Annotated in this window: 22 protein-coding genes; 14 read left to right on the top strand and 8 right to left on the bottom strand. The window is 75.4% G+C overall.

Features of this window, described 5'->3' with window-relative positions; translation table 11 throughout:
* Window positions 1–36: 36 nt before the first annotated feature.
* From helR to ACFTZA_RS10895, 3 genes are all read left to right on the top strand, one after another.
* Complete coding sequence (gene helR, locus ACFTZA_RS10905; RefSeq protein WP_378194122.1) at window positions 37–2,247, top strand: RNA polymerase recycling motor ATPase HelR; 2,211 nt, start codon at window positions 37–39, stop codon at window positions 2,245–2,247.
* Between the two features lie 377 nt (window positions 2,248–2,624).
* Entirely contained in the window at window positions 2,625–3,023 is a 399-nt protein-coding gene (locus ACFTZA_RS10900; RefSeq protein WP_378194119.1) for a hypothetical protein, read from the top strand.
* Window positions 3,024–3,148: 125 nt separating this feature from the next.
* On the top strand, window positions 3,149–3,784 hold the full coding sequence (locus ACFTZA_RS10895; RefSeq protein ID WP_378194116.1) for a dihydrofolate reductase family protein: 636 nt from the start codon (window positions 3,149–3,151) through the stop codon (window positions 3,782–3,784).
* Between the two features lie 54 nt (window positions 3,785–3,838).
* Here the strand turns inward: ACFTZA_RS10895 and ACFTZA_RS10890 are convergent, their stop codons facing one another.
* Both ACFTZA_RS10890 and ACFTZA_RS10885 read right to left on the bottom strand, forming a co-directional pair.
* On the bottom strand, window positions 3,839–4,552 hold the full coding sequence (locus tag ACFTZA_RS10890; protein ID WP_378194113.1) for a cation diffusion facilitator family transporter: 714 nt from the start codon (window positions 4,550–4,552) through the stop codon (window positions 3,839–3,841).
* Window positions 4,549–4,884, bottom strand: a complete 336-nt coding sequence (locus tag ACFTZA_RS10885) for an ArsR/SmtB family transcription factor (protein WP_378194111.1) — start codon at window positions 4,882–4,884, stop codon at window positions 4,549–4,551. The genes ACFTZA_RS10890 and ACFTZA_RS10885 overlap by 4 nt, the downstream gene beginning before the upstream one ends.
* Before the next feature lie 185 nt (window positions 4,885–5,069).
* On the opposite strand from ACFTZA_RS10885, the gene ACFTZA_RS10880 reads away from it, so the two are divergent.
* Window positions 5,070–5,558, top strand: a complete 489-nt coding sequence (locus ACFTZA_RS10880) for an SRPBCC domain-containing protein (protein WP_378194107.1) — start codon at window positions 5,070–5,072, stop codon at window positions 5,556–5,558.
* Window positions 5,555–5,911 carry an ArsR/SmtB family transcription factor gene (locus tag ACFTZA_RS10875; protein WP_378194104.1) on the top strand — a complete coding sequence of 119 codons (357 nt, stop codon included), beginning with the start codon at window positions 5,555–5,557 and terminating at the stop codon, window positions 5,909–5,911. Before ACFTZA_RS10880 ends, ACFTZA_RS10875 begins: the two co-directional genes overlap by 4 nt.
* Before the next feature lie 105 nt (window positions 5,912–6,016).
* On the opposite strand, the gene ACFTZA_RS10870 is transcribed toward ACFTZA_RS10875, so the two are convergent.
* From ACFTZA_RS10870 to ACFTZA_RS10855, 4 genes are all read right to left on the bottom strand, one after another.
* Window positions 6,017–6,781, bottom strand: coding sequence for an anti-sigma factor (locus tag ACFTZA_RS10870; RefSeq protein WP_378194101.1), 765 nt, complete (start codon window positions 6,779–6,781; stop codon window positions 6,017–6,019).
* The gene (locus tag ACFTZA_RS10865; protein ID WP_378194254.1) at window positions 6,765–7,337 is read right to left on the bottom strand and encodes an RNA polymerase sigma factor; all 573 of its coding nucleotides are present in this window, start codon (window positions 7,335–7,337) and stop codon (window positions 6,765–6,767) included. Before ACFTZA_RS10865 ends, ACFTZA_RS10870 begins: the two co-directional genes overlap by 17 nt.
* Before the next feature lie 80 nt (window positions 7,338–7,417).
* On the bottom strand, window positions 7,418–8,128 hold the full coding sequence (locus ACFTZA_RS10860) for a class F sortase (protein WP_378194099.1): 711 nt from the start codon (window positions 8,126–8,128) through the stop codon (window positions 7,418–7,420).
* Window positions 8,125–9,009 (bottom strand): DUF4397 domain-containing protein, encoded by an 885-nt coding sequence (locus ACFTZA_RS10855; RefSeq protein WP_378194096.1) that lies wholly within the window; start codon window positions 9,007–9,009, stop codon window positions 8,125–8,127. Before ACFTZA_RS10855 ends, ACFTZA_RS10860 begins: the two co-directional genes overlap by 4 nt.
* Before the next feature lie 270 nt (window positions 9,010–9,279).
* On the opposite strand from ACFTZA_RS10855, the gene ACFTZA_RS10850 reads away from it, so the two are divergent.
* From ACFTZA_RS10850 to ACFTZA_RS10835, 4 genes are all read left to right on the top strand, one after another.
* On the top strand, window positions 9,280–11,844 hold the full coding sequence (locus ACFTZA_RS10850; RefSeq protein WP_378194093.1) for a family 43 glycosylhydrolase: 2,565 nt from the start codon (window positions 9,280–9,282) through the stop codon (window positions 11,842–11,844).
* Window positions 11,845–11,961: 117 nt separating this feature from the next.
* Window positions 11,962–12,480 carry a CrcB family protein gene (locus ACFTZA_RS10845; protein WP_378194090.1) on the top strand — a complete coding sequence of 173 codons (519 nt, stop codon included), beginning with the start codon at window positions 11,962–11,964 and terminating at the stop codon, window positions 12,478–12,480.
* Complete coding sequence (locus ACFTZA_RS10840) at window positions 12,477–12,848, top strand: CrcB family protein (protein ID WP_378194087.1); 372 nt, start codon at window positions 12,477–12,479, stop codon at window positions 12,846–12,848. The genes ACFTZA_RS10845 and ACFTZA_RS10840 overlap by 4 nt, the downstream gene beginning before the upstream one ends.
* A 63-nt stretch (window positions 12,849–12,911) precedes the next feature.
* Complete coding sequence (locus ACFTZA_RS10835; protein WP_378194084.1) at window positions 12,912–14,057, top strand: winged helix DNA-binding domain-containing protein; 1,146 nt, start codon at window positions 12,912–12,914, stop codon at window positions 14,055–14,057.
* A gap of 29 nt (window positions 14,058–14,086) precedes the next feature.
* On the opposite strand, the gene ACFTZA_RS10830 is transcribed toward ACFTZA_RS10835, so the two are convergent.
* Window positions 14,087–15,691, bottom strand: coding sequence for an ATP-dependent DNA ligase (locus tag ACFTZA_RS10830; protein WP_378194082.1), 1,605 nt, complete (start codon window positions 15,689–15,691; stop codon window positions 14,087–14,089).
* Between the two features lie 132 nt (window positions 15,692–15,823).
* On the opposite strand from ACFTZA_RS10830, the gene ACFTZA_RS10825 reads away from it, so the two are divergent.
* The 5 genes from ACFTZA_RS10825 to ACFTZA_RS10805 all read left to right on the top strand — a co-directional run bounded on the left by ACFTZA_RS10825 (window position 15,824) and on the right by ACFTZA_RS10805 (window position 18,949).
* A complete protein-coding gene (locus tag ACFTZA_RS10825; RefSeq protein WP_378194079.1) occupies window positions 15,824–16,339 on the top strand; it encodes a hypothetical protein in 516 nt (171 codons plus the stop codon).
* Window positions 16,336–17,565 carry an Nramp family divalent metal transporter gene (locus ACFTZA_RS10820; protein WP_378194076.1) on the top strand — a complete coding sequence of 410 codons (1,230 nt, stop codon included), beginning with the start codon at window positions 16,336–16,338 and terminating at the stop codon, window positions 17,563–17,565. Before ACFTZA_RS10825 ends, ACFTZA_RS10820 begins: the two co-directional genes overlap by 4 nt.
* A complete protein-coding gene (locus ACFTZA_RS10815; RefSeq protein WP_378194074.1) occupies window positions 17,562–17,963 on the top strand; it encodes a hypothetical protein in 402 nt (133 codons plus the stop codon). The genes ACFTZA_RS10820 and ACFTZA_RS10815 overlap by 4 nt, the downstream gene beginning before the upstream one ends.
* A complete protein-coding gene (locus ACFTZA_RS10810) occupies window positions 17,960–18,427 on the top strand; it encodes a PRC-barrel domain containing protein (RefSeq protein ID WP_378194071.1) in 468 nt (155 codons plus the stop codon). Before ACFTZA_RS10815 ends, ACFTZA_RS10810 begins: the two co-directional genes overlap by 4 nt.
* A 102-nt stretch (window positions 18,428–18,529) precedes the next feature.
* Complete coding sequence (locus ACFTZA_RS10805; RefSeq protein ID WP_378194068.1) at window positions 18,530–18,949, top strand: CBS domain-containing protein; 420 nt, start codon at window positions 18,530–18,532, stop codon at window positions 18,947–18,949.
* Between the two features lie 40 nt (window positions 18,950–18,989).
* Here the strand turns inward: ACFTZA_RS10805 and ACFTZA_RS10800 are convergent, their stop codons facing one another.
* Window positions 18,990–19,511 (bottom strand): DUF421 domain-containing protein, encoded by a 522-nt coding sequence (locus ACFTZA_RS10800; RefSeq protein ID WP_378194065.1) that lies wholly within the window; start codon window positions 19,509–19,511, stop codon window positions 18,990–18,992.
* Window positions 19,512–19,540 lie beyond the last annotated feature (29 nt).

Here is a 19,540-nt window from a genome sequence, read left to right as displayed (position 1 = left end):
CGGCCGTGACGCTGCGTCCCGAACGGAGCTGATGACGTGAACCCGTCGACCACGAGCGCCTTCGACCTCTCCGGCCACCCCGCCAAGTCCGACCCCGCGCTGATCGCGGCGGACGAGCAGCACCTCGTCCGGGTCGCCGACGCCGTCGCGCAGGCGGTCGCCGACGTGTCGGACCGGCTCGAGGCCGCGCGCCATGCGCCCGCCGGGAGCGGCCAGGCCGCGCTCGACCGGGACCAGGAGGTCCACCGGCTCACCGCGCGCCTGGGCGTGCTGCGCCGCTTCGGCCCTGATCTGTGCCTCGGCCGCATGGTCGGGGCCGACGGCTCGGACCTGGTGTACGTGGGGCGCGTCGGGCTGACCGACCGGGCCGGGCGCCGTCTGCTCGTCGACTGGCGGACGCCGGCGGCCGAGCCGTTCTTCGCCGCGTCCCACGCCGACCCGATGGGCCTGTCGAGCCGCCGCCGGTACCGCTGGACGCGCGGGCGGATCAGCGACTTCTGGGACGAGTCCTTCGTCGTCGACCTCGACGGGTCGGACGGCGACAGGCACCACGGCGCGGCCGGGCCCGCCGCGCACCTCGCGCTCGACGACCAGTCGGCCTTCATCGCGAGCCTCGCCGAGAGCCGGTCGCCCCGCATGCGCGACGTGCTCGGCACGATCGCGGCCGACCAGGACGCGATCGTCCGCGCCGGGTCGGCGGGCGCGCTCGTCGTCGACGGGGGGCCGGGCACCGGCAAGACGGTGGTCGCGCTGCACCGGGCGGCCTACCTGCTCCACTCCGACCCGCGGGTGGCACGCCACCGCGGCGGCGTGCTCGTCGTCGGTCCCAGCCGGCCGTACCTCGACTACGTCGCCGACGTGCTGCCGAGCCTGGGGGAGGAGGGCGTGCAGACCTGCACCGTGCGCGACCTCGTGCCCGAGGGCGCGGCGGCGGCCGTCGAGGACGACCCGGAGGTCGCGCGGCTGCTCGCCGACGCGCGGATGGTGGGGGCGGTCGAGCCCGCCGTCGGGCTCTACGAGAAGCCGCCCTCCGAGGGCATGGAGGTCGAGACGCCGTACGCCGACGTCTGGCTGAGCACGGCCGACTGGGCCGAGGCCTACGAGGCCGTCGAGCCGGGGACCCCGCACAATGAGGCGCGCGACCAGGTGTGGGAGGCGCTGCTGAGCATCCTCGTCGACACGCTGCGCGACGAGGTGGGAGACGGTGCCGACGACGAGGGCGAGCTCTCCTCGGACGAGCTGCGCCGGGCGCAGGTCGGCAACCGCGACCTGGTGCGCACGTTCAGCCGCGCGTGGCCCCTGCTCGAGGCCACGGACCTCGTGGGCGACCTGCGGACCGTGCCCGCGTACCTGCGGATGTGCGCGCCCTGGCTCGGGCCGGACGAGGTGCGCGCGCTGCAGCGTGAGGACCCGACCGCCTGGACCGTGTCCGACCTGCCGCTGCTCGACGCCGCCCGGCGCCGCCTCGGCGACCCCGACGCGGCGCGCCGCCGACGACGGCGGGAGGCCGCCGTCGCGGCCGAGCGGGCACGGCGGTCGGACGTCGTCGACGACCTCGTGGCCGCCGACGACTCCGAGATGCTCGTCATGTCCATGCTGCGCGGGCAGGACCTCCAGGACGCGCTCGTCGACGACGAGGTGCGACCCGTCGACCCGGACCTGCTCGCCGGGCCGTTCGCGCACGTCGTCGTCGACGAGGCCCAGGAGCTCACCGACGCCGAGTGGCAGATGCTCGTCGCCCGCTGCCCGTCGCGCAGCCTGACCGTCGTCGGGGACCGCGCGCAGGCGCGGCAGGGCTTCTCCGAGACGTGGCAGGAACGCCTCGCGCGCGCCGGTCTGGACCGCGTCGAGGTCGCGTCGTTGAGCATCAACTACCGCACGCCGACCGAGGTCATGGCCGAGGCGGAGCGGGCGATCCGTGCGGCCGTCCCGGACGCCAACGTGCCGACGTCCGTGCGGAGCACCGGCGTGCCGGTGCAGCACGCGAGCACGGCCGACCGTGACCGGATCCTCGACGCGTGGCTCGCCGAGCACGCCGAGGGGACGGCGTGCGTCGTCGGCGACCCGACGGCCGCGGCGCGCCCGCGCGTCGCGTCGCTGACCCCGGCGGAGGCGAAGGGCCTCGAGTTCGACCTCGTCGTGCTCGTCGACCCCGGCGCGTTCGGAACGGACGTCCAGGGCGCGGTCGACCGGTACGTCGCGATGACGCGTGCGACCCAGCGCCTCGTCGTGCTCAGGAGCGCCTGACCGCTCCCACGGAGTCCTGAGGCGCGCGCGCTCGCCGACCGGTGGCCGACCGCAGCCCGAGGCGACCGGCGCATACTGGGCGCGTGGTGTCGATCATGCTCACGACGATGCCCTTCGCCGGGGGTCCGGCTTCCGGGCGACGGCGAGGCGGCTGGGCGACGAGCTGCGCGCCCTCGGCGGGACCCGCGCCGCGGCAGACCTGCTGGAGGCGTCCGTGCGATGACTCCGCTGTCGTCCGGGCCGCACGACCGAGAACGCCTCCGGGGGCCTGTGGATTTCGTCCGCACCCCTTGGCATCCGGCCCGCTGGGCGGCACACTTACCACGCCGCAGGATCGAAACGGTCCTGACTTCCGGGCAGCGGGGGGACGACGACGTATGGACGCTCTGCGGTGGAGCGCGCTCGCGGACGGCGTCTGGCGCGCCGAGGTGGACGGTGGCGTGTACGAGATCCGTCACGACCCCGCGGTGGACACCTGGACGCTGGAGGCTCGTGGGCGGACGTGGCGTGCGCTGCCCAGCCTCGACGTCGCGCAGGAGGTCGCCGTCGTCGCGCACGGCGTCCACGACAGCGACCGGGGCACCACCCGCTACCGGGTCGTGACGTCCGCCGGCGCGGTGCGTGGAGAGGAGTTCGGTGCGGCGGACGACGACGAGGCGGTCCAGGTGCTGCGTGCTCGGCTCCGCTCGGGGAACCTCCCGCTCGCGCCCTTCCGGCTCCTGACGCACGAGGGTCGCGTCGTCGGGTCCTGGCAGCGCGCCGTCGAGCTGCGCTGAGCCGGGCGCCGTCGCGCCCTGAGCCGATCGGCGATCCGACCGATGAGCCCACCGGGCGCCGACGGTCGACCTGGGGGAGACCGTCGCCGGACCACGGCGGCCCCCGGAGCGGGAGGACGGACGACATGGGCATCGTGACGACCAGCGCGAGCGTGTCGATGGACGGGTTCATCGCGGGACCGCAGGGGAGCGGGTTCGAGCACCTGTTCGCCTGGTACGACGCCGGGGACCACGAGTTCCCGAGCGCCAACCCGGACGTCTCGTTCCGGTTGAGCGAGGCGGACCACTCCTACCTCACCGCCGTGATGCAGCGGATCGGCGCGCTCGTCGTCGGGCGGCGCCTGTTCGACATGACGGACGGGTGGGGAGGCACCCATCCGCTCGACAAGCCCGTCGTCGTGCTCACGCACGCGGTGCCGCAGGAGTGGGTCGACGCGCACCCCGGCGCGCCGTTCCGGTTCGTCACGGGCGGTATCGAGGACGCCGTCGCGGCCGGGCGCGAGGCGGCGGGTGGCCTCGACGTCGCGGTGAACGCCGGCGAGATCGCGAGCCAGGCGCTCGCCGCGGGCCTGCTCGACGAGGTGGTGCTCGACGTCGTGCCCGTGCTGCTCGGCGACGGGGTGCCGTTCTTCACGTCGATCGGCGCGGCGCCGCGGCTGCTCGACGGGCCGGACATCACACCGGGCGAGCGCGTGACGCACCTGCGCTTCCGGGTGCGCCCGCTCGACGCATCGTCGCGTGCAGGCTCGAACGGCGAGTGATGCGCATCCGCGCGAGTGATGCGCTCCTGGGTGCATCGCTCGGGCGGAAGTGCATCACTCGGCGGGGGAGCAGCAGCCGTCGCTGCAGCCGTCCCCGGTGCGGTCGGCGTCGTCGTGCCCGACGAGCGCGGCGACCGGTGTGCAGCACGCGTCGCCGCGCCACGCCTCGACGCCCTCGCGCACCGCGAAGCCGGCGATGACGAGCGCCGCGAGCGGGTCGGCCCACGTCCACCCGAGCGTGGAGCTCAGCACGAGGCCCACGAGCAGGACGGCGGACAGGTAGCTGCAGATCAGCGTCTGCTTCGAGTCGGCGACGGCGGACGCGGAACCGAGCTCGCGCCCGGTGCGTCGCTCGAACCACGACAGGGCCGGCATGACCGCGAGACTCACCGCCGCGAGGACGATGCCGACGGTCGAGTGCTCGGGCTCGGCGGCTCCGAGCAGCGTGCGCGCGGCGTCGACCGTGACGAAGAGCGCGAGGCCGAGGAACGAGAGCGCGATGACCCGCATGGCGGTGCGCTCGCGTCGGCGCGGGTCGGGTGCGGCGAACTGCCAGGCGACGGCCGCGGCCGAGAGCACCTCGACGACCGAGTCGAGGCCGAAGCCGACGAGCGCCGCCGACGACGCGACGCGTCCGGCGGTGATCGCGACGACCGCCTCGACGACGTTGTAGGCGATGGTCGCGCCGACGATCCGGCGGACGCGCCGCTCGAGGACGGCGCGGCGCGCGGGGAGCAGCGGGCGCGGGCCGAGCGAGACGGAGGTCACGAGCAGGTGCACCCTTCCGGTCCGCAGCACGTCGGGTCGACCGCGACGACGAGCCGCAGGAGGTCGTCGAGCGCGGGCGCGAGGTGGGCGTCGGCGAGGCGGTACCAGGTGCGCCGGCCGTCGGGGATCGCCTCCACGAGCCCGCAGCCGCGCAGGCAGGCGAGCTGGTTGGACATCACCTGGCGCGAGACGCCGAGGGCGTCGGCGAGGTCGGACGGGTAGGCGGGCGCCTCCCGCAGGGCCAGCATGATGCGGGCGCGCGTCTCGTCGGACAGCGCGTGTCCCAGCCGCGCGAGCGCGGCGGTGTGCGTGAGGGTGACCGTCTCCACCATGCTGGCGACGGTACACGGCATCGTGAATTCACGACAGGGTGAACCGGCTGATGGGGCACGACGGCGTAGGGCCCCTCGCGGACCGATGTGCAACCGACGGGTTGCCACACCTCCGCCGGAGTGCAACCATGGAGTTGCACTCGCGAGCAGCACGTCCATCGGCATCACCCGAGAGGAGCACGACCATGACCACGACCAACGATCCGGCCGTCGTCGACGAGGCGACGTTCATGGTGACCCGCACGGTCCACGTCCGGGCGAGCGTGGAGCGCGTGTGGGCGGCGCTCACGCAGGAGGAGCTCGTCAGCCAGTGGTTCGGCCAGCGCACGTCGCTGCCCGACCTGCGCGTCGGCGGGGAGGGGACCTTCGGCTGGGACGACAATCCCGGCTTCGCCGTGCGTATCGAGGAGTACGACGAGCCGTCGGTGTTCGCGTTCCGCTGGAGCGAGTCCGCCGGCGAGGCGCTGCGCCCGGACAGCTCGACCGTCGCGCGCTTCACGCTCGTCCCCGACGGCGACGGCACCGTCCTCACCGTCGTCGAGACCGGCTTCGAGCACCTCGCCGACGGTCGCGCGGCGCTCGAGGACCACCGGCAGGGCTGGACGAGCGAGCTGGACGAGCTCGTCGCGGTCCTCGAGGCGGCACCCGTCCCCCCGGCGGGGGCGCCGGCGTGAGCGCTCCTGCACCGCAGGCGCTGACACCCGTCTTCGCGGCGCTGGCCGACGACACCCGGTGGAGCATCCTCACGGCGCTGGGTGAGGCCGAGCTGTCGGCGTCGGCCCTGGCCGAGCGGCTCCCGGTCAGCCGGCAGGCGATCGCCAAGCACCTCGCCGTCCTCGCGGACGCCGGGCTCGTCGAGCCGGCCCGCGCGGGACGCGAGGTGCGCTACCGGGCGCTCGGCGCGCGGCTCAGCGAGACGGCGCGGGCGCTCGACGCGATCGGCTCGGCCTGGGAACGGCGCCTGGACGCGATCCGGCGCATCGCCGAGTCGCCCGGGTCGCCGGAGGCGCCACGCTCGTCGGAGTAGCACCCACGCCGTCGACCCGTCCGTCGCGACGTCGGCCTTCCGGAGGTCGACGCCACGACGGACGGGTCGATCTCGCGCGTGCGGGCGCTGGGCCGCGCGACGCCGTCAGACGTCGAGCGGTCCCCGCACCACGGAGTCGCCGGAGTGGGCCGGGTCGCCGTCGAAGTGCTCCTCCGAGACGTCGACCACGGGGAAGGCCGCGAGGTCGAGCCCGTCCGGGACGTCGAACCGGCCCTGCTGGCCCTCCAGCACACCGAGGCTCACGAGCCCGCTGACGTCCTCGGCCAGCAGCCAGACCTCGCGGTACGTGCCCTCGGGGGCGGGCGCGTCCACCGACACGACCACCTGCCGGCGGCCGTCGGGTCCCTCCTCGACGCGGGCCTGGCCGCTCGCGCCGGTCCACGCGGGCAGCGCCTCGAGGTCGGCGGTGGCCACCGTCGTCTCGGCCGGCGCGACCTCCCGCCGCTCCCACCAGACGCCCCCGGCGACGCCCAGCACGAGGGCCAGGCACGCCGCGGCCGCGACCGGCAGCCAGGTCCGGGGTCGGCGTGCCGCGAGCGGGACGACGCTCGCGCCGGTGTGGGGGAGGTCGGGCGACGGCTCGCGGTCGGCGGGCAGGGACGCCGTCTCCTCGACGCCCCCGGACGACGTCGCGAGGCCGAGCTCGTCCCGGACCGCGTCCCACACGCGGGGCGCGGGCGCGACGAGGTCGTCGCCGCCGCCGGACCGCACGACGTCGGCGACCCGCCCGAGCTCGCGCACGGCGGCGGAGCACTCCGGGCACGTGGCGAGGTGGGCGTGCGCGGTGTCGTCGAGCACGTCCTCGCCGAGCGCGAGGAGCGCGAGGTCCTCGTCATCGATGTGCTGCACCGTCCACCTCCAACCTGTCTCGTAGCCGGATCAGGCTCCGTCTCACATGGCTCTTGACCGTTCCCAGCGGCAGGTCGAGCTCCTCGGCGATCTGCACGTGCGTGAGGTCGCGGAAGAACGCGAGCTCGAGGATCGTGCGCCCGGGATCCCCGAGCCGCCGCAGCTCGTCCGCGACGAGCACCCGGTCGGCGACCTGCCGGACGTCCTCCTCCGTCGTCGAGGGGTTCGGAGCGACGGCCACCGCGGCTTGCTCCGACCGACGGGCCCGCGAGCGCGCCTCGTGCGCGTCGGCGACCGTGTGCCGGGCGATGCCCACGAGCCACGCCGGGAGCCGCGCCCGCCCCGGGTCGAACCGGTGCCGGCCGCGCCACGCCGAGACGAAGACCTGCTGCGTCACGTCCTCCGCGTCCGCCCGGTCACCGAGCGAGCGCAGCGCGATCGTGTGCACGAGCGTCGACCACCGGCGGTACGCCTCCGCGAGCGCCTCCTCGTCGCCGTCGGCGAAGCGCCGGCCGAGGAGCACGGCGTCGGCGTCGGCGTCGTCGGTGGTCGTCAGGGCGAGTCCTCCGTGCTCGGGGTCGCCCGGGCGGCGAGCCGTGCGGGCGGTCCGGTGGTGCGTGCGCCGATCGTAGACCGTCACGCCCCGTCCGTCCGCTCGGCGGTGACCACGACGTTCTCCGTGTACGAGCGTTGCTGCCGGTCCCACCTCCCTCCGCAGGTGACGAGGACGATCCGCGGGGTGCCGGCGCGGTCGAACACGGTGCCGGCGGGGAACGCGGACTTCGGGACGGTCTCCACGCGCGTGACCGTGTAGCGGTGCGTCGTGCCCGCGGCGTCCACGACGTCGACCGACGTGCCCTCGCCGGCCTCGCGCAGCCGCGCGAACGGGCCGACCTGCACGGGGTCGTCGACGTGGGCTGCGACGACGGTCGCCCCGGCGGGGCTCGCGGGCGCGGGGCCGTGGCGGTACCAGCCGGCGGTCAGCGCGTCGCCGGGCAGTGCCATGCGGCCCTGGTCGTCGACGCCCTCGGGCACGACGGGCATGTCGATCCCGAGGTCGGGGACGGCGACGCGGACCGGCGCGGGCGGTGCGGGGGCGGGGGTGTCCCGTGCGGGACGGACGGGCACGTCGGGCCGCGCTGCTGCAGCCGACGCCGCCTCGTCCGTCCCGCCGGTCTCCGCGTCCGGGGCAGGCGACCGGACGGGAGCGCCCGCCGCCGGGTCGTGACCCCCGGCGGCGGGCCGGTCGGCGGGTGCAGGGGAACACCCGCCGACGACCAGGACGAGCCCCGCGAGCGCCGCCACGACGAGCGTCGCGCCGCGTCGTGCCGCGAGGCGTGTCCTCATGCGGAGCGGTGCGTGCCGGCGTGCACGGCCTCGCGCTCGTGGTGCTCGCGGCGGGCGCGGACGAGCATGACGCTCGCGGCGACGAGGAACAGCCCGACGAGGCTGGCGCCGAACGCGATCGCGACCGCCGTGAAGGTGCCGCTGGTCGTGGTCGCGGCGGCGAGGCCGGACTCGCCGGCGGGGACGCCAGACGGTGCCGAGTGGAGACCCTCGACGGTCTGGGTGGCGAGGGCGAGGTTGCCCGCGTCGAGGCTGCCCCAGGCGTAGGCGATGGTGTTGACGCCCTCGGCGACGGTGAGGTCGGCCGGGCCGAGCACCGGGTCGGTGGTGCCGGCGGCGGCGATGCTCGCCGAGACGGTGCTCGCGGGCAGGTTCAGCACGGACTCGTCGGGGTTCTCCAGCCCGGAGACGACGGCTTCGCCGCCGGCGAGGACGTCGACGGCGGGTGCGGCGGCGACGTGCCGGACGGTGAGGCGGCCCTCGCCGGCGGCGGTGGGCGACGTGTCGTTGGTGAAGAGCGTCGCGGTGGGCTCGCCCGCGGCGTCGAGGTGCGCGACGGCGGTGTAGTTCCCGCCGGCCTCGAGCGGCAGGTCGACGGGACCGATCACCGGCGAGCTGGTGTCGGTGGCGTCGGGCGCGGTGATCGCGACGCTGTACGTGCCGGGGGCGAGGTCGAGCGGGCCGGCGAGGTCCCCGGGCTGGAAGTCGTCGAGGGTGAGCTCGTCGTTCACCCAGACGTCCACCGGGGTGTCCGGCACGCCGTGCAGCACGGAGAGCGCGGCGTTCCCCTCGGTGGCGGCGGTCGCGGGGGCGAACGCCCCGAGGGCGACGAGTCCGGCGGCGCACGCGAGCGCGGCGCTGCGTCGTGCGGTGCGGTGCATGGTGTGTCCTCCAGGTGTCGGGCCCGGCCGGGCCGGGCGCGGTGATCTGCTGACACCCGGTACTTCCGGCGCGGGTGTCCGTCCGGATGCACCGAATTCGCGCACCATCGGTTGACAGCGATGTCACGCCACGACGAGACTGGGCGCGACCATCTACCGCGTGGCCCCAGGCCTGCCGTCCGGTCGTGCCCGCGAAGCGGCAGGCGCGTGCCCGCGGTCCGGGCCCGGCCGCTCCCCGACGACGTCGTCGGGGCCCCGGAAGGAACACGCATGAGAAGAACGTTCGTCGCGGCGTCCGCCGCGGTGCTCGCGCTGCTCGTCGGCGGCACGGTCGCCCCGGCCGTGGCCGTGACGACCGCCGGCACGACCCCGCCCGACGCGTCCGCGACCGACCAGGCCGCTCCGGCCGCCGTCGTCCCCGACCTCACGACGGCGGAGGCGGGCAACCCGATCATCGACGGCTGGTACGCCGACCCGGACGTCGAGTTCTACGAGGGGGAGTACTGGATCTTCCCGACGACGTCGGCGCCCTACTCCCAGCAGGTCCAGCTCGACGCGTTCTCGTCGCCGGACATGGTGCACTGGACGAAGCACGAGCGCGTGCTGCACCTCGACGACGTCTCGTGGGGCGAGTACGCGCTGTGGGCGCCGGCGCCGGTGGAGCGCGACGGGAAGTACTACCTGTACTTCGGCGCGAACGACATCCAGAGCGACGCGGCGCTGGGCGGGATCGGCGTCGCGGTCGCGGACCGGCCGGAGGGCCCGTACGTCGACGCGCTCGGGGAGCCGCTCATCGACGCGTTCCACAACGGCGCGCAGCCGATCGACCAGGACGTCTTCGTCGACGACGACGGTCAGGCGTACATGTACTACGGCGGGTGGGGCCACTCCAACGTGGTCGAGCTCAACGACGACATGATCAGCCTGGGCACGCACGACGACGGCTCGACGTTCAAGGAGATCACGCCCGAGGGCTTCGTCGAGGGCTCGTTCATGTTCAAGCGCGACGGGACGTACTACTTCATGTGGTCCGAGGGCGGCTGGACCGGCCCGGACTACCGCGTCTCCTACGCGCGGTCCGACTCGCCGCTCGGGCCCTTCGAGACCGAGGGCACGGTGCTCGCGCAGGACTCCGCCGTCGCGCGCGGGTCGGGCCACAACTCCGTGGTCAACGTCCCCGGGACGGACATCTGGTACATCGTCTACCACCGCCGGCCGCTCAGCGAGACCGACGGCAACTCCCGCCAGGTGTCCTACGAGCGCCTGTACTTCGAGGAGGACGGCTCGATCCGCCCGATCGAGATGACGGTGCAGGACAACTTCGAGGACGGCAACGACCTCGGGTGGACCCGGCACGGCGGGTCGTGGAGCGTCGAGGACGGCGAGTACGTCGTCGGCTCGGTCCGCGAGGGCAAGAGCGTCCAGGACACGAACTTCGCCGACCTCGACTACCGCGTCACCGTCACCCCGACGGCGGTCGCGGCCACCGGCGGGGACGCGGGCGTGATCTTCCGCGCGCGCCAGGTGTCCGCCGGGCAGGACGCCTACCGCGGCTACTACGCGGGCGTCCGGCCGTCGGGCCAGGTCGTGCTCGGCAAGGTCGACGACGGCGGGTGGAGCACCCTCGGCACGGCACCCGCCGACGCGGGGCTGGGCGAGAGCACGCAGCTGCGCGTCGTCGCCGTCGGGCCGAACCTGCGCGTGTACGTCGGCGACGCCGCCGCGCCGGCGATCAGCGTCACCGACGGGTCGTTCGCGTCGGGCAAGCACGGCCTGCGGGTGTTCGACTCCGCGGCGCGGTTCGACGACGTCGCGATCGAGCGCCGCGTGCTCGACGTCGGCGTCGAGGTGGGCGCGGGCGCCGTGCGGGCCGGCGGGGCCGCGGAGCTCGAGGTCACCGTCACGAACACGGCCGACGAGGCCCGCACGGTCGACCTCACCGCGACGGCCCCCGAGGGCTGGACCGCGGCGCTCCCCGCGACGTCGCTCGACGTCGCCGCCGGCGCGACCGAGGCGTTCACCCTGCCGGTGACGGCGGCCTCCGGTGCCGCGGAGGGCGTGCACCCCGTGAGCGTGTCGGCGTCCTGGGACGACTGGACCGCCGCCGGGACCGGCTACGTCGCCGTGATCGAGGACGTCTTCGAGGCGCACCCGAACACGGCGGAGGAGTCGGTGTGGCTGGCCGCGGACGACCGCTCGCAGATCGGCCCGCACGGCGCCGGCCAGTGGGTCCGTTACACCGACGACGACCGGTCGTACACGTACGAGGTGCCGCTGCCCGCGGGCGTGCGCGCCGGGACGGTCACGCTCGACATCGGCAACCAGTTCCTCGTCGAGGCGTCCTCCGACCAGGAGACGTGGGTCGAGGTGCTGCGCGAGACGCGCGAGGAGCGGGCGCTGGGCAACCGTGCCGAGCGCGAGCTCGACGTCGCGACGCTGCTCGAGCAGACCGGGTCCACCGACGGGTCGCTCTACCTGCGCTTCCGCGACTCGTTCCCCGCCGACGGCTGGGGCTCGTGGCTGCGCACCGTGCGTCTCGAGATCGACGCGCAGCCCGCACCGGCGGTGGCCGTCCAGGTGGAGACCCGGTGCCTCGCCGGCACGGCGTACGTCGCGGTCCGGGCGACCAACGACGGCGACGTGCCGGTCGACGTCGAGCTCGAGTCGGCGTACGGGTCGACGTCGCGCTCCGGCGTCGAGCCCGGACGCAACGCCTACCAGGCGTTCTCGTCCCGCGCGGCGAGCGTCGACGGCGGCACTGTGACCGTGACGGCGACGACGCCCGGCGGCGAGCCGCGCGCCCAGCAGGTGGAGGTGCCGGCGCGCACCTGCTGACACCGTCGCCGTCGGGCCGGCGACAGATGCGGTCCCGCTCGAGCGCTGCGTCCCCGGACGCAGCGCTCGAGCGCGGACGCAGCGCTCGGCGGGAATCGTCGGGGCGATGATGGGCGCATGACGCGCGACCCCCGCCCCCGTCCGGCACCGGACCCCGGCATCGGGGACCCCGACGCGGCCGACGCCGTCGGGCCGGGGCCGCGCGAGCCCCGCCGCCCGTCCCTGCTCGCGCTCGCGGGCCTCGTGGCGCTCGGCGGGGCGCTCGGGACGACGGCGCGCGCCCTCCTCGAGCACACGTGGCCCGCGCCGGCCGGGGGCTGGCCGTGGACGACGTTCGTGATCAACGTCGTCGGGTCCTTCCTGCTCGGGGGCCTGCTGGAGGCGCTGCGCCGTGCCGGGCCCGACGACGGGTGGCGGCGCGCGGTGCGGCTCGGCTGCGGCACGGGCGTGCTGGGCGGGTTCACGACGTACAGCACGTTCGCCGTCGAGGTGGAGCGCCTGGCGGCGGGCGGCGACCTCGGGCTGGGTGCGGCCTACGCGCTCGGGAGCGTCGCCCTGGGGGTCGGGGCGGCGATCGGCGGGACGGCCGCAGCATCGCTGGTCACGGGCCGGACGAGCCGGGGGAGGGCGGCATGAGCGCCGTCGCGTGGGTGCTCGTCGCCGTCGGCGGCGGGCTCGGCGCCGCCGCGCGCTTCGGTCTCGACACGCTCGTCCAGCACCACAACCGCCTGTCGACGCCGCTCGGCACCGTCGTCGTCAACGTCACGGCGTGCTTCCTGCTCGGCCTGCTCACGGGCTGGGGGCTGGACCACGCGGGGCCGACGGCGGTCGTCGCGGGGCTCGGGACAGGGTTCCTCGGCGGCTTCTCCACGTTCAGCACCGCGAGCGTCGAAGCCGCGCGCCTGGTGCTCGCCGGGCGGGGCCTCGCCGCGGTGCTCCACCCGCTCGGGATGCTCGTCGCGAGCCTCGCCGCGGCCGCGCTCGGTGTGGCGCTCGCGGCCTGATCACGCCACGCCGGCCCGTCGGCACGTGTGCGCTCGGCGGGCGGGTGCGCCACAGTCGTCCCTGTGACGCCGCCGTCGTCCCGCGCGCTCAACCGCGCGACCCTCGTCCGCCAGCTCCTGCTCGACCGCGCCGACGTGCCGGTGCCCGAGGCGGTGCGCCGCGTCGTCGCGTTCCAGGCCCAGCATCCGGCCTCGCCGTACGTCGCGCTGTGGAATCGTGTCGCGGGGTTCGCGGCCGCCGACCTCGACACGGCGCTCGCGCAGCGCGCCGTCGTGCGGGCGTCCCTCCTGCGGATCGCGCTGCACCTCGTGCACGCGGACGACTACGAGACGGTCCACACGGCGATGCAGCCGTCGCTGCGCGCGTCGCGCCTGCACGACCGGCGGTTCGCCGTCAGCGGCATCTCGGTCGACGACGCGCACGCGCTCGTTCCCGAGCTGCTCGCCTTCGCCGGGACGTCTCGGACGGCCGACGAGCTGGAGGCGTGGGTGGAGGCACGCGTCCCCGGCGCGGCCCGCGGCGCGTGGTGGGCGCTGCGCACGTTCGCACCGCTGCACCACGTTCCCACCGAGGAACCGTGGTCCTTCGGCACGCGCACGACGTACGTCGCGGCCGGCACGCCCGCGCTCGGTCCCGACGAGCCGGCGTTCGACGACGCGCTCCGCGACCTCGTCCTGCGCTACCTCGAGGGCTTCGGCCCGGCGACGGTCGCGGACGTCGCCCAGTTCGCCCTGGTGACCCGCGCCCGCGTCCGCGCGGCGGTCGACGCGGCCGGCGACGCGCTCGACCGGTTCCCCGGCCCGGACGGGACCGAGCTGCTCGACGTCCCCGACGCGCCGCGGCCGGACGAGGACGTCCCCGCGCCGCCGCGCCTGCTGGGGATGTGGGACGAGACGCTCCTCGCGTACGCCGACCGGTCCCGCGTCCTGCCGCCGGAGCTCCGCCCGCTCGTCACGCGCTCCAACGGCGACGTGCTGCCGACGGTGCTCGTCGACGGGTACGTCGTCGGCGTGTGGCGCGCGACCCCCGCGGGCGTCGAGGTGACGGCCTGGCGTCCCGTGTCCGACGACGCGTGGGCGGCCCTGGAGGCCGAGGCCCGGTCGCTCGTCGCGTTCCTCGCCGACCGCGAGCCCGCGGTGTTCGCCCGCTACGGGCACTGGTGGGAGAAGCTGCCGCCGGGCGACGTGCGGATGCTCGCGGAGGGCTGACCGCCCGTCGCGGGGGACGGGCACGACATTCAGACGCGGGCGAGCTCGCGGACCGTCTCGATCGTGTCCGCCTCGGCCGCGGTCTTGTCGTCGCGGTAGCGCACCACGCGCGCGAAGCGCAGCGCCAGGCCGCCGGGGTAGCGCGTCGAGCGCTGGAGGCCGTCGAACGCGATCTCGACGACCTGCTCGGGCCGTACGTGCACGACGTGCCCGGCGCGCGACGTCTCGAGCTCGAGGAACCGCTTCGTCTGCCACGCGAGCATCTCGTCCGTCATGCCCTTGAACGTCTTGCCGAGCATGACGAAGCCGCCGTCGGGGTCGCGTGCGCCGAGGTGGATGTTCGACAGCCACCCGCTGCGCCGCCCGGAGCCCCACTCGACGGCGAGCACGACGAGGTCGAGCGTGTGCCGCGGCTTGACCTTGACCCATCCCGCGCCCCGGCGGCCGGCGGCGTACGGGGTGTCGAGCGACTTCACGACGACGCCCTCCTGCCCCTCCGCGACCGCGCCGTCGAAGAACGTGCCCGCCGCGCCGGCGTCGTGGGTGACGAGCCGCCGCACCACGTGGGGCGCGGCCACCTCGTCGAGCACCGCGAGGCGCTCGCGCAGCGGCTCGTCGAGCAGGTCGCGCCCGTCCACGTGGAGCACGTCGAAGAAGAACGGGGACAGCTCGAGCGACGCGGCGAGCTCGGCCTCCTCGGCCGCCGTCCGCTCGCCGGCCTCGCGCGTCGCCGACCGGGCCGCCGTCTCCTGGAACGGGCGCGGGACGCCGTCGGGCCCGACGACGAGCGCCTCCCCGTCCAGGACCAACCGCCGGGACGGGAGCGCGCGGACCGTCGCGACGATCTCCGGCACGCGCGCGGTGATGTCGTCGAGCGAGCGCGTGTAGACGCCCACGGCGTCCCCGTCGCGGTGCACCTGGATGCGGATGCCGTCGAGCTTCACGTCCACCGCGACGTCGCCGGCGCCGATCTTGTCGAGCGCGGCGGGGACGTCGGGCGCGGACTGCGCGAGCATCGGCCGCACCGGCCTGCCCACCTCGAGCGTGAACGCGTCGAGCGCGACGCGCGCCGCCTGCGGGTCGGGGGAGCCGAGCGCGGCGCGCGCCACCGGGCCCGTCGCGCCGCGGAGCATGACGGCGCGGCGCACCACGTCCGCGGGCACGCCCGACGCCTCGGCCACGGCGTCCACGACGACGGAGTCGAGCGCGCCCTGCCGCAGCTCGCCGGTGACGAGCCCGCGCAGGAACACCTGCTCGCGCTCGGTCGCGGCGCCGAAGAGCGTCGCGGCCTCGGCGAGGCGTGCGCCGTCCGACCCCGGTCCGGAGAGGTCGGCCATGCGGGCGAACACGGCGTCGACCGCGTCGAGGGTGAGCGTCGGCGCCGCGGCGGGCTCGGGGAGCCCGCCCAGCGACCGCCACCCCAGGCCGGTGCGACGCTGGCGCAGCTCGCCCGCGAGGTACGCGACCGCGATCTCGATCTCGTCGAGCGCGACGCCGACGGAGTGCGTCGGACCGGACCGCACGGCTTCGTCGGCGGCGCGGCGCAGCAGCCCCGCGATGGCGGAGCGCTTGGCGAGCCGCGAGCGGGTGGCAGCGACGGCGTCGGACGTGGCGGCGACCTCGGCGAGCAGCATGCTCCATCCTCCCGTCCGCGGGCACGGTCCGCCTGACGGGCAGCACGTGACGCGCCGGACCTCCGCCGTCGCTGGTGCGCGCTCCGTGCCGTCCGTCCTGCGAGAATGCGCCGCCGGGAGCACGATCGGTCCGTGCGACACCGTGAACCGGTCCGGCGCCGACGGCGCCGCGGGACAGCCGCCCTGCTCGCCCTCGCGGTCGCCACCGGTGGGGCCGGGTGCACGGTCGCGAGCCACCAGGAGCCCGGCCAGGCGACCGCCTCCGTGCGGGACGCGCTCACCCAGGCGTCCTCGGCGGCGCAGACCACGCTCCTGACGGTCGAGCTGCTCGACGCCGACCGCCTGACCTCGCCCGTCGCCGACGCCGCACTCCTCGAGCAGGTGCGCGTGCTGGAGTCGGCGTCGACGGCGCTGACGACCCTCGTGCCCCCGGACGACACGTCCTCGGCGCAGCGCGCCGCCGGGCTCGACGCGCTCGCGGACGTCACGGCGGAGGTCGTCGCGGCGCGGGCGTGGGTCGCGCGCGAGGCCGGTGGGGACCTCTCGGAGGCGGGCGACGTCCCGGTGTCCGGGGACGAGGCGGTCGCGCGCCTCGACGCCGCGACGTCCGAGCTCGACGCGACCCTCGCGCTGGTCGGCGGCGCATGAGGCGCCTTCTCGGTGTCGCGCTCGGCATCCTGACCGCGATCGGCGGCTTCGTCGACATCGGCGACCTCGTGACCAACGCGGTCGTCGGGTCGCGGTTCGGGCTCTCGCTCGTGTGGGTGGTCGTGGTCGGCGTCGTCGGCATCTGCCTGTTCGCGAGCATGTCCGGGCGCGTGGCGGCCGTGAGCGGGCGCGCGACGTTCGAGATCGTGCGCGAGCGGCTGGGCCCGCGCGCCGCGGGTGCGAACCTCGTCGCGTCCTTCGCGATCAACCTGCTGACCCTCACGGCGGAGATCGGTGGCATCGCGCTCGCCCTGCACCTGGCGAGCAGCGTGGAGCCGCGGCTGTGGATCCCCGTAGCGGCGCTCGCGGTCTGGCTCGTGCTGTGGCGCGTGAAGTTCGAGGTCATGGAGAACGTCGCCGGCCTCATGGGCCTGCTGCTCGTCGGGTTCGCCGTCGCGCTGTTCCTCCTCGGCCCCGACTGGGGCGAGCTCGTGCGCCAGGCCGTGCCGCCGTCGCCGCCCGCGACGGAGCACGCGGCGACGTACTGGTACTACGCCGTCGCCCTGTTCGGCGCCGCGATGACGCCCTACGAGGTGTTCTTCTTCTCCTCGGGCGCGGTCGAGGAGCGGTGGACGGCGAAGGACCTCGCGCAGAACCGCCTCAACGTGCTCGTCGGCTTCCCCTTCGGCGGCCTGCTGTCCGTCGCGATCGCGGCGTGCGCCGCCGTCGTCCTCCTGCCGGCCGGGATCGAGGTGTCCTCGCTCGCGCAGATCGTGCTGCCCGTCGCGGTGGCGGGCGGCAAGCTCCTGCTCGCCGTCGTGATCCTCGGGATCGTCGCGGCGACGTTCGGCGCGGCGCTCGAGACGGCCCTGTCCAGCGGCTACACGCTCGCCCAGTACCTCGGGTGGTCCTGGGGCAAGTTCCGCCGGCCAGCGCGCGCCGCGCGGTTCCACGTGTCGATGATGGTCGCGCTGCTCCTCGCGGTGGGCATCCTCATGACGAGCGTCGACCCGGTCCGCGTCACGGAGCTGTCCGTGGTGTTCTCCGCGGTCGCGCTGCCCCTGACGTACGTGCCGATCCTCCTCGTCGCCAACGACCCGGAGTACATGGGCGAGCACGTCAACGGGCGGGTGGTCAACGCGCTCGGCACGGTGTACATGGTGGTCGTGGTCGTCGCGGCGCTCGCGGCGGTCCCCCTGCTCGTCGCGACGGGAGCCGGATCATGAGCGAGGCGCGCGCGGACCGGACGGAGCGCACCCGCGTGGTGGACGCGCGGCTGCACCTGCTCAGCCGGCAGGTGCTCGACGTCGACGGCGAGCCGGTCACCACCCTGGACGACCTCGAGCTCGTCGGCCCGGACGGGCGCGACGTCGTTCCCGGCCAGGAGGCCCGGGTGAGCGCGATCGTCGCGTGGCCCGTGCTCGTCACGCGGGTCCTGGGCGGTCATCCGCCGCGGTCGCGCCGGGCGCAGATCCGGTGGGAGGACGTCGGGCACGTCGGCACGGCGGTCGAGCTCGTCGTGCCGGCGGACGAGCTCGACGTCGGCTGGGCCGAGCGCTGGGTGCGCGACCGCGTCGTCCGCCGCATCCCGGGCGGCTCGCACGACCCGGAGGCGGGCTCGTGATCCTCAGCGACCTCCTCGACGCCCCCGTCACCGGGCCCGACGGCGCACGCCTGGGCTTCGTCGTCGACGTCCGCCTCGCGCTCGAGCTCGTGGACCCGCCCGACGAGGTGCCTGGCGGTCCGCCGGACCGCGAGGACACCGGGCACGAGGATTCCGAGCACGAGCGCCGCGACGGTGCCGACGCCCCGCTCAGCGACCGGGCACGGCGGCGGTCCGCGGTCGGCGGCGCCCGCGTCGTCGGCCTCCTCGTCAGCCCGCGCACCGCGGCGTCCTTCCTCGGCTACGAGCGCACCGACGTGCGCGCGCCGTGGCCGGTGCCGCAGCTCGTGCGCCGCCGCCACCGGGGGACGTACCTCGTGCGGTGGGAGGACGTCGCGGCGGTCGACGACGACGGGGTGCGCCTCGCGGCCGGGTACGCCGAGCACGACCCGGCGCTCGGAGAGGTCCCCGGCAGGCAGGCGTGACGGACCCGCGGTCCGCTCCCGTGCGAGCGGGCGCCCCCGGGCGCACGGTGGGAGGACGGTGAAGCAGCTCGCCGCGGACCGCCCGCACGAGAGGACGAGACCATGGCACGCCGCACCGTGTCCGACTACATGACCCCTGCCCCGACCGTCATCGAGCAGGACGAGACGCTGCGGTCCGCCGCGCAGACGATGGCGCAGCAGGACGTCGGCGCCCTCATCGTCGCCGCGCACGGCGAGATCACCGGCATCGTCACCGACCGCGACATCGTCGTGCGCGGGCTCGCCGAAGGCCTCGACGGCGACGCCCACGTACGGGAGGTGACGAGCGGGCGGCTCGCCACCCTCGGCCCCGACGACCCCGTCGCGCAGGCCGTGCAGATCATGCGCGACGCGGCCGTACGGCGCGTCCCCGTGATGGACGGGAGCGTCGTCGTCGGCATCGTCTCGATCGGCGACCTCGCCGTCGCGCTCGACTCCGACTCGGCGCTCGCGGACGTCTCGGAGGCCCCGCCGAACGACTGAGCCCGACCGACGCCCGGGGCGCGACCGGTCGCGTGGGTGGTCAGTCCGGGATGCGGCGCCCGTCGGCGTCGCCGAGCGCCGACCCGTCACCGAGCTGGCTGTGCGTGACGACCGACAGCGTGCCGTCGCTCTCGAGGACGACGGCCGCGACCTGGTCGAGACCACCGACCCCGCTGCTGCGCACCGCCTGCCGCACCTCGGACGCCGTGACGCGGTTGCGCCGCATCGCCTCGTCGAGGAACCGCCCGTCGCGCAGGAGCGTCGACGGGCTCGCGGTCACGGCCGACCGCCCGTGCGCGACGCGGGTGGACGTCCAGGAGACGGCGACCTGGAGCAGCACGAGCGTCGTGATGGCGGCCGTCCCCTCCAGCCAGGACACGTCGGCGCTGAGCAGGATCGTCGCGAGCACCGAGCCGAGCGCGACGGTCACGACGAGGTCGAATGCGTTGAGCTTCGCCAGGGTGCGCTTGCCGGTCAGCCGCAGCACGAGGACGAGCCAGACGTACGCGGCGGCGCCCACGACGACGACCCTCATGACCTGCGACCACGCGTCGAACCACACGGCGGCACTCCCTCCCTCGCGTCCCGGAC

The sequence above is a fragment of the Cellulosimicrobium sp. NPDC057127 genome, assembly GCF_042670945.1.
Taxonomy (GTDB): domain Bacteria; phylum Actinomycetota; class Actinomycetes; order Actinomycetales; family Cellulomonadaceae; genus Cellulosimicrobium.
This window is presented reverse-complemented; position numbering and strand designations above follow the sequence as displayed.